Here is a 9,728-nt window from a genome sequence, read left to right on the forward strand (position 1 = left end):
CAGTAAGAAAAGTCTTATATTTTTATCTAACTCCCAAAAATAGGGTGCGAAGCACCAACCATATCCAAGAGTCTATTGTAATTTACGATTCTTGAACTTAATTAGTAAGAAGGTAAATGAAGAAAGGATGAGTTGAATTGAAGTTAAACGACCGAGTGCAAATTTCATTTGATTTTACCGGGGAAAAAGGAACGGCCGAATGTTTTCATTTCAAGTTTATTGAAATTAGCTTTAAATTAGAAGATTATTTAAGTTTCCCTGAATATTCAGAAGTAAGTCAACAATTGTATGAAACCTTGAGAAATCATGTTGTAATTGAAAATTATCATTTGGGTTCAGATGAAATATCTTTTGTTACTTCGATGGGTGGAACAGGTTTTGATTTTTTGGAAGAAATGGAACAAGCAGTTAATGAGACAGTAACTGAAATTGTTTCTTTTTTAGGTTCCATTCAATACCCATTTTATATCAACTTAGTTATAGATGGTATTTATTAAGGATTTCCCATTAATGAGGAAAAGATGAGAGTTAATTAATGAACTAAAAGGTTATGAAAAATAATCCCAAAAAACTTGAGGGGGAACATATAATGGCATACTCAATGAAAAAAGGATACCAGCTTCCAAACGAAGGAAATCATGAAGCAACCATTTGTGGAGTGGAAATTCTAGAGGACGAGGTCATAACAGTAAAGGGAAAAAAGAAAACAAGCGATATCATTCAAGTAGACTTTCAGACTGAAAATGGAAAGGCAAGGGGACGATATTTCCCGCTACTTGTCGAGGAGTCTCCTCTTGGAAAGGTAGTAATGGCTATTAATGAAGGTGAAATACCAGAGGAGATTGATAATGTTGAGCAATTTCTTATGAATCAAGACCTCATCATCGAAGTAAAACATAATAAGTCAAAAGAAACTGGTCGCATTTTTGCAAATGTAGTAAATGCTTATCCCCTTGAAGAATACGAGGAAGAAGAATTTGACTTGGATACAGATGATGACCTTGAGGATGGATATCCAGATGATGACATAGACATTGATTTTGAAGACTCATATGACGAAGAGGAAATGGATTTTGATGAAGACTAATTACGTGCTGTAATATCGAAATATTCAAATATATATTATAAAAATGATTACAGGGGAATCACTAAAGAACTGATTCCCCAACTAAAGGAGGAACTCACATGTTATGGAATGAGGGGAAAAAACAATTTTTAAATTATCTCTCGTCTATTGAAAGGAGTCAGGAAACAATTATTGGTTATGGAAAAGACCTTAAAATGCTGGGAGAATTTCTTGCAAATTCATATAATGGCGAAGTTTTTGTGGAAGATGTAACGACAGATGATATTGAAAATTATCTGGTTTGGCTAAAAGAAGTACGTAACTATCAACCAAAAAGCAGACAGCGACATCTTCATACCTTCCGTTCATTCTTTTCTCATGCTTATAAAAAGGAGTGGGTAGAGCGAGATGTTGCCTTAGCAGTTGAAAATATCAAGGCTCCACAAAAAGAGAGAACCTTTATGGAAAAAGAGGAAGTAGAAGAACTGATTGAGGCCATTGAGCATCCCCTAATTCAGACTGTCTGTACAACCCTTTACTTAACAGGACTGCGAATCTCAGAGTGCCTTAATCTAACCGTGGACAACGTGAACTTAAGGAAAAGAGAAATTCTCATCATTGCGGGTAAAGGAAATAAGGATAGAAGAATTCCAATCTCGGAAAGATTGTTTCCTGTGCTTGATGAATACCTGAAGTACAAGCGTGTAAATACAAGTTCTCAAAAGTTCTTTGCGACAAAGAAGACGGGAATGCTATCTGCCCAATATGTGAACAGAGTCCTGAGTGACACTACAAAGAAACTAGGATGGAAGAAAAAAGTAACTGCACATATTTTTCGGCACACCTTTGCAAGTCAGCTTGTCAAGAAAGAAGTAAATCTAGTCCAAATTCAGAAACTGCTCGGACATAGTTCTTTGAAAGTTACAAGTGTTTACACTCATACCAACATGGAACAAATGGCCGAAGCTGTAAATGCTCTATAAGGGGGGAGAACAATGACGATAACAGAAGACAAAAAGCCCATCTATGATACACGCGTAGAGGAGATACTGCAGGGGATGGCAAAGGGAAAGACAAGGGATGATTTAGCAGCAGAGTTTGGGCATAAAAGTACCCATGCTATTGATAAATACATGAAAACAAGAAACTTTGTTTGGGACAGAGAAAGAAAGCAATTCATTCCAGCGTACTCCAGATTAGAAGGTATTCAATTTGGAGAGTTGCCTGACGGTTCGAAGGCCTCTCAAGTGATTGCTCTCTTTAAGAAAGAGGGAACGAATTCCAAAGTAGTGGCAAAAAGACTCGGATTTGAAGACCATCGGGAACTCGCTTCCTATATGAAGGGAAAAGGATACGTATGGTCGATGGAAAAGGGGAACTATGAAAAGGCTGTTGGGGAAATCGAGAAAGAAAAGGATAACGATTCAGATGATAAATACCAAGAAAAAAAGGAGACTTCTGCAAGTCAGATAACAAGGGATACTCCAAACGACCTTCTGCAGTTCTTGCCTCTATTGGAAATGCTGGAACGAAATAAGGACAGGCTAATGGATTTTATTATTCCCACATCAGAAACTGGTCATATCCCACGTTACGCAGTACCTGGTGTATTTGTGACGAAGTCAGTTCACATGGCTAGTCCGTTGGACCAGCTAGTTAGAGAGTTTAGTAGAGAAAAAAATGTCAGCCAGAGGGATGTTTTCACAGTAGCATTAATTCAATTTTTTCGCAGGTACGGATTTGAGAGAGAAGTTGAACAGTTGCTAGGGCAGTAATAGGATTTGCTAATGATTGTTTTTGAGAAGCGGTGGAGTCGGTGTGATTCTCTTGAAGTGCAATAGCATCAAGGGATTACACCGCCCCACTCATCGCACGAAACAATGAAGAGTTTTTTTTTTGCCAATAACAGCAATGGAGAGGGGAAATCAAGATGAATGAGAAAAGCTCATATTTGATACAGAATCATCGCTTGTACTTTGTACAAGATGGGGAAAAGAGAGACATTGGAGGAGCCATTTACGTAGACCGATACGTCACCAATGTAGATACAGGCGAAGTTAGCGTACACGTTTCTTTCTATGATAATGGCTCCAAAGTGACAAAGGTGCTCACAAGGGATGAAATTACCCCGCAAAAAATCGTGGGACTTACAAAGTACGGGGCTGATTGCTGGAAGGAGGTCTCAGATTTGTATGCTGACCACCTAAGAGAACAAATCACACAAATGGAACGGAACTTCGAGCACAGTGATGTTGGTTGGGGAGAGTACCAAGGAAAGGAATTTTTTAAACATCATCAAGCAGTCGGGCTTCCATCCACCTATAAAGGCGACAGGTACAACTTGAATCCCAAAGGTTCTCATGAAGTGTGGATGGAGATGGTCAAAAAAGAGGTATTGGGTAACCAATGGCTGGAGTGTGCTCTTGCCTGCGGTTTCACAGCCCCATTGGTGAAAATTATTAAGGAAGAAGCCAACATGGATTCCCTTTTCATTAATTTTTATGGAATATCCAGCACTGGAAAAACCTTAGCCACTCGATTAGCGGTCAGCCCGTTTGGATTACCTGATACTAGAAAGAATGGACTCCTGCTGACATGGTATGGAACTGACCAAGGTATCCTACATCATTTACGTGGAAATTTTGGTATACCTATGGTTATTGATGATACTTCCATGCAGGAAACAGATAAGGACTTTACACAATTCATTTACTTGATTGCAGGTGGACAAGAGAAATTAGCCATGACCTCCCACGGGACGAAGCGGGAACGGTCAGAATGGATAACCACTGTGTTTTCCAGTTCAGAAGTCTCCATCCTCCAAAATACAGATAAGCGAGGAGGCATTCGTGTTCGATTCTTTGAAATTAGTGAGAAGTTAACAAAGAGCGCTGAGAATGCTGAAGAGATTGAAAAGGTTGTTTTGAAAAATTATGGTCACGCTGGTCCTTTGTTCATTAACTATTTGTTTGAGATGGAACATGAGGAAATAACAGACCGCTGGTATAAAATTAAACAGCAGCTCGTTAAAAAAATGGGAAACGACCAGTTTACTCACCGAATAGCCGGAAAGCTTGCAGTCATTCAATTAGCAGGAGAATTGGCAAATGAAGCACTTGACTTAGGGTTGGATATTGAGAAACTACAGGAGGGCCTCATGTACCTAGAGGCTAAATCTGTACAGACACGCAATAAAGAAGAAGAAGCCTACCGCCACATAATGGAATACTTCTCCCGTAACAGAAGCAAATTCTTTAGAGATGCGAGCGAGCTGGTTAACAAAAAGGTAATTGTCGGGAAGTATTTACAGAAAGGCGGGAAAATCTCGGAGATTCGGATTCCGAAAGAGGAATTTGAAAAGATTCTAAAATACGGAAAATTTGACCCTGATTCCACAGTTAATAAGTGGAAAGAAAAGGGGTGGCTAGTCCATGATAACGGGAAGAATACTCTCACAAGAGTGTTTCAGCCTGGAATGCCACGTATGGCTATGTATGCCTTCAAGGTGCTGGATATTTCTGATGTGGAACTCAACCAAACTGAACAATTCGAAGAAAAGAAACTGGAGACCGCAGCCAAAGAAATGGAGCACAAGGAAAATGAACACAATTATTCCCTCCAACAAGCAGAAGAGTACCAAGAGAAAACGAGACTGCAAAAGCAAAAGAAAAAGCCTAAAAAGAGAGGAAAGTATAGCCTCAGTAAAGTGAGTAATACCCAGGAGATTGCAACGATTGATGAATTCTAAACCATTGGGCCATCTATTCGATGGTCTTTTTTTGTTTGCTGCAATCCAATCAGAACGATACGCCATTTAGCAATTTTGGTGCGAAAGTGGAGGCGGCCCAACTGCTTACGGCACATAGCGTTCCATCAAATCGCGCCGACCGCACCGCGTTTTCGCCATATTAATGAATGAATAGATGAGCTATGAAATCTATATAGATATCAATTTTCTTCCTCGTAAGAGGAAGGAAATTGAAAAGGGAGGTTGTTAGCAGCGTCCCACGGGGGTGGGAAATAGAAAAGAGAACGGAAAAACGGTGGTAAGAACCTCCCTTTTTGAGAGCCTGAGATAAGGATTCTTCTTACAGGATAAAGGATAATAAAATTATATTAATATTAGATATAAATATATATTTATATTTATTAATATTAATTATTATTAATCAAATAAATAATAGAGATAAAATAGAAATTTTTTTATTTTTGTTTTTCAGAAAGAGCGGTGCGTTAGGTGCGATTTTTTCAAATTCCATGAGGGACAAGGAATTGAATCGCTTCGGTGATTGCAGCAATGGAGATGCTGTAAAAAACCTTAACTTTATTTTCCCTAGTTTCCATTACAAGTAGAGTACCATTATTTTGAGAAATTTAGATTCCATTCCGCTTATTTTTACAAATGGTTAGGGTTTTAGATTGTCGAATTCCATGGGACACATGGACCTATATAATAGTAGAAACTCGGATTTTTTTGGTTAAGGTTGTGCGAATAACCTTAAAACTGTTGTTGTTAAATTCAACAAAGCAATCGACAAAGATACTGTAGATATCACTGGTACAGATGCTACTGTTGAAGCGTTTGTAAATGCAGGTACAACTACTTCTGTTTCTTCTTTCGGTTTATCTGAAGATGGAAAGACGTTAACACTTGTTGTTAGTGGTTTAAACCAATCTGATAAATTAAAAGTATCATTAGACGGATTAAAAACTCCTGATAAAAAAGAAGTAACTAAATATGAAGAAACAGTTACAGTAACTGATACAGTGGCTCCGGAAGCAACTGGTGTAACTGTTTTAAACCATAAAAAAGTTAAAGTTAATTTTAGTGAAGCTGTGAACCTTGACACTGCCGGAATTTACAAAACTACTGATGTGACAAATTCAGGAGCATTAGTAAAAGTTGATGGCCAATTATCATTTGCGAAATTCACGGCTGTTCCTGGAGAGCATGCAGTAGAAGTTGAATTTTTCAATGAATTAACAGATGGAAGTCACACTATTGAGATTGGTGATGTTAAAGACTTTGCCGGCTTTAAATCTACTTCTAAATCTTTCACAATCAACACTTCTAAAGACGTAGTAGCTCCAACTGCTACAGGAGTTGAATATCTATCACCAACTAGCGTTAAAGTTACATTCAGCGAGGCATTAGCTGGGACAACTTCTCCTACAGGAACTTTTGTTGTTAAAGAGGCTGGTAATTCAAGTAACTTAGTAAATGGTGGAACTACATTTACACTTTCTAACGATAAGAAATCAGTTACAATTGCTGGATTAACTTCTTTCACAGCTGCTGCTATCGTAGGTTATGATGTGACTTACAAAAATGTAGAAGACATTTTTGGAAATAAATTAACTGCTGATACTACAATTTCAAGCAAAGTTACAGATGACTCTACAAAACCGACTGTTGCTAACACAGAAGTAATTGATGGTAATGTAGTTAAAGTTACTTTCTCTGAAAAAGTAAATGTTAGCCCTTCTAACTTCAAACTTTACAAAGCTGATGGAACTACAGTTGTGAATGCAGCAGCTTCTCAAGTTGTTGATTTCGATTCTGTTGATCCTGATGGAAAGACCTTTAAAGTAAGCTTTGCTGGATTAAGTAACATCGATTCTGCTACATACAAAGTAGAGGTTTCAGGTGTAACTGATAAGTCAATCCGTGCAAACGCAATTGAAAAAGTTACAACTGATATCGTTGCTAAAGATTCTAAAGCTCCTACTTTGGCAACAGCAGTAATTAAAGCTGATGCTGTAGGAAATAACGATAAAATTGAATTAGTATTCTCAGAAGCAATGGATGCTTCAACTTTAGCTAATGTTTCTAACTATTTCATTGGAAACGGTGCAGCAAATCTACCATTGAATACAATTACAGGTGCTAAAGTAGATTCTGTTTCTGCGGATGGAAAAAAGGTGGTTCTTTTAGTTCCTGATGCTGACAACAGTAATCTTGCTGGTGGTTTAGCGGCGGCAATTAATCGTATTGCACTACCTGCTCTTAAAGACGTTACAGGTAATTACGTAAGTAACGCATCAATTTCATCTCCATTTACAGTTGCTGGATCTTATACTCCTGCTACAGCTTCTAACTTCACTGTTGAAGCAACAGGTAAAAATACTATTAAAGTAACTGCTAAAGATGGTTATTACTTCACAGCAGCTAACGCTAACAGCTTTAAGATTTTTGATGGTTCTGCTGATGTTAACTTAGGTATTGTTGCAGCACAAGTTTCTCAAGATGGAACTTCTGTAACGTTAACTACTTCAGTACCTTTAAATGCTGATGCTACATTGAATGCTGTAGGTACACCAGCTGCTAAATTATATATCACAGGAACAGATGTGAAAGATCAGAATGATCAAGCAATTGCATTTGCTTCTGGAAGTGCTATTACTGTTTCTGATAAGATTGCTTCTTCAGTCGCTTCTGTTGCTAAAAAGGCCGGAGCTGACGATAAAGTAGAAGTAACATTTGATGAGGTTATTGTTAAAGCTACTGGAATTTCTAATGATATCTTAGCTTCTAACCTAACAGTTACTGCAAATGGTACTGCACTACAAGCAGGAAGTGATTATACAGTTTCAACATCTGGAGCTGTATTAACAGTAGATCTAGATAAAGCTGGCTTAAATGATGCTGTTGTAACAGTTGCATTGACTAACGGAAATGTACTTGTTGATGGATCTACAAATAAGATTGGTACTTTTGCTGCTAAAGGTTTAGCTAGCGATGCTAAAATCTCTACTGTGGTTGCTCCTACAGTTGCTGCAGTAGCTAATGGTTCTACTTCTGTAGCAGGTACAGCTGAAGTAGGCGCATCTGTCCTAGTTAAAGATTCTGCTGGTAATGCTTTAGGAAGTGCTGCGACTGTTGATTCAAATGGTGATTTTGCGGCAACTATTTCTCCAGTATCTACTGGTGATGTACTTACTGTTGTAGTTACTGATGTAGATGGTAACGTTGTAACTAAGACTGTTACAGTAGAATAACAATTTCTATGATAAAGCTCCCTGGATATAAATTCAGGGAGCTTTATGTATCTCTCTGCAGGTTTTTTCTAAATATACCCTTAAGAAATAATAGGGTATTTAACTTAATTTTCATCCTCGAAAAAACCCTTAATATTCTTGAATAATTAAAAAGATATAAAGCAAACACTAGCATACGAACCCCTTCCTCTTTGGAAAGGTTTGTATGCTTTTTTTTGCCAGCATTCGCCCAGTGTGCTTAACTGTTTTACACAGATAATGAACTTACCAATTTACCCAATTTATCATCGGTAAGTGTAATGAGGTATCTTAAGTCCTAATTCCATTCGAGGAGAAATGAAACAGAATGAAATGGAAAGAATGGAACAGCTATCACTATTTAAAGGAGAGCCAATAAAAATCACGAAATGCCGGTGCCTGACCCACTGGCCTTGCATGATAGTAATTAAATTGAATAAATGTATAAATATTACATTCACTTTCGAAGTTCAAATGAAAAAAGGAGAATAAGGTAGTAATAGACCTTGTTCCCTTTTTTTTCCTTATTTTAATAGTTACCTAATTTACGCTCACTTTTTCTCTTCTCTTTTTTCACTACTTCTTTCACCAAAGCGACATTTCCAAACGAGGGGATTCTCTTCTCGGTTGGAATAGGGACTTTCTGTCTACCTTTTGATTTTTTCTTCCTTTTTAATCGTAATGCTTTATTAAAAGAACTTACGGACTTATACAGGTAGGTTTGTAAGATTCTAAAGAATTCCCAGGGTGTCTTTTTAGTCACCGCTTGTAGTTTAAGAATTAGTGAGAGTCCAAATGCGATAAGGGCTAGGAACATTTGATTCCAAATACCTTGTGGTTTCGTACTCCAGATCTTTGTTAATTTAAGATGCTGTTTAATCCATTTGAAGAATAATTCAATTACCCACCGATTACGGTAAATGTCCATTACTTGTTGATCCGTCAGATCAAATCGAGTCGTTAAGATTCGATAGGTTCTCTCTTTTTCATCTACAAATTCAATGTACCTGATTGGTATTTCTGATATACCGTATATTACTTTGGCATCTTGAATAACGGATGGGTGAGTTGGTTTATATTCTTCCAGTGTATATAATCGTAGAGCCTTGGTAATCCGTACTACAAATGATATTTCTTTCTCTTGCCAGTCCATTAGGTTCTTCCGTGAAGGATAACCGCGGTCCATTACATAAGTAGCATCAGCTTCTTCTATTAGGGAATCTGAACTTTCAAAATCACTAACAGTTCCTGTTGAGGGAACAATTTTGTCAGGAAATGCGACGTCTGGTGCAACAACCATTAATCTTGTATGCATTTTAACGGCATTATGGCCTTTTGAAATAAATGCCCAGTCACACAATTGTTCAGGAAGTCTAATTTCAGTAGAATCCACGATATTTAAACGGCCAATTCCATCAGGTAATCCTTTACTTGAATCGGTAAGCTGTTTGATTTTTTGAACTACTTTGATAAACAATTTTTGAACAGATTCCGTTGGAAGATCATTGATACGACGGCTCAACTGAGAGCCACTTATTTCCTTAATATCAAGCTCTTTACGCAGTTTAGGATAAGCTTCTAATTTCTCTTCCATATGAGCATATGAGCTCCATTGATCTAGCTGCTGTTTTTTGCAAGCAGAAAG

General features: G+C 37.6%; 7 protein-coding genes. 6 read left to right on the top strand and 1 reads right to left on the bottom strand.

Annotated elements, in window-relative coordinates; translation table 11 throughout:
- The first annotated feature begins 137 nt into the window (after nucleotides 1-137).
- The 6 genes from BFI01S_RS19585 (at nucleotide 138) to BFI01S_RS19610 (ending at nucleotide 8,065) form a co-directional block, all read left to right on the top strand.
- Nucleotides 138-497, top strand: coding sequence for a hypothetical protein (locus BFI01S_RS19585; protein ID WP_061794098.1), 360 nt, complete (start codon nucleotides 138-140; stop codon nucleotides 495-497).
- Nucleotides 498-589: 92 nt separating this feature from the next.
- Nucleotides 590-1,087 (top strand): hypothetical protein, encoded by a 498-nt coding sequence (locus BFI01S_RS19590; protein ID WP_035327652.1) that lies wholly within the window; start codon nucleotides 590-592, stop codon nucleotides 1,085-1,087.
- A gap of 98 nt (nucleotides 1,088-1,185) precedes the next feature.
- Nucleotides 1,186-2,049 (top strand): tyrosine-type recombinase/integrase, encoded by an 864-nt coding sequence (locus tag BFI01S_RS19595; RefSeq protein ID WP_061794099.1) that lies wholly within the window; start codon nucleotides 1,186-1,188, stop codon nucleotides 2,047-2,049.
- A gap of 12 nt (nucleotides 2,050-2,061) precedes the next feature.
- Nucleotides 2,062-2,841 (top strand): hypothetical protein, encoded by a 780-nt coding sequence (locus BFI01S_RS19600; protein WP_061794100.1) that lies wholly within the window; start codon nucleotides 2,062-2,064, stop codon nucleotides 2,839-2,841.
- Nucleotides 2,842-2,996: 155 nt separating this feature from the next.
- Entirely contained in the window at nucleotides 2,997-4,814 is a 1,818-nt protein-coding gene (locus BFI01S_RS19605) for a DUF927 domain-containing protein (RefSeq protein WP_061794101.1), read from the top strand.
- 1,019 nt (nucleotides 4,815-5,833) lie between these two features.
- Nucleotides 5,834-8,065, top strand: coding sequence for an Ig-like domain-containing protein (locus BFI01S_RS19610; protein WP_061794102.1), 2,232 nt, complete (start codon nucleotides 5,834-5,836; stop codon nucleotides 8,063-8,065).
- Nucleotides 8,066-8,612: 547 nt separating this feature from the next.
- Here BFI01S_RS19610 and BFI01S_RS19615 read toward each other — a convergent pair.
- A partial coding sequence (locus BFI01S_RS19615) for an IS4 family transposase (protein WP_061794103.1) occupies nucleotides 8,613-9,728 on the bottom strand: 1,116 nt, incomplete at its 5' end.

This window comes from Cytobacillus firmus NBRC 15306, from assembly GCF_001591465.1.
GTDB lineage: Bacteria > Bacillota > Bacilli > Bacillales > Cytobacillaceae > Cytobacillus > Cytobacillus firmus.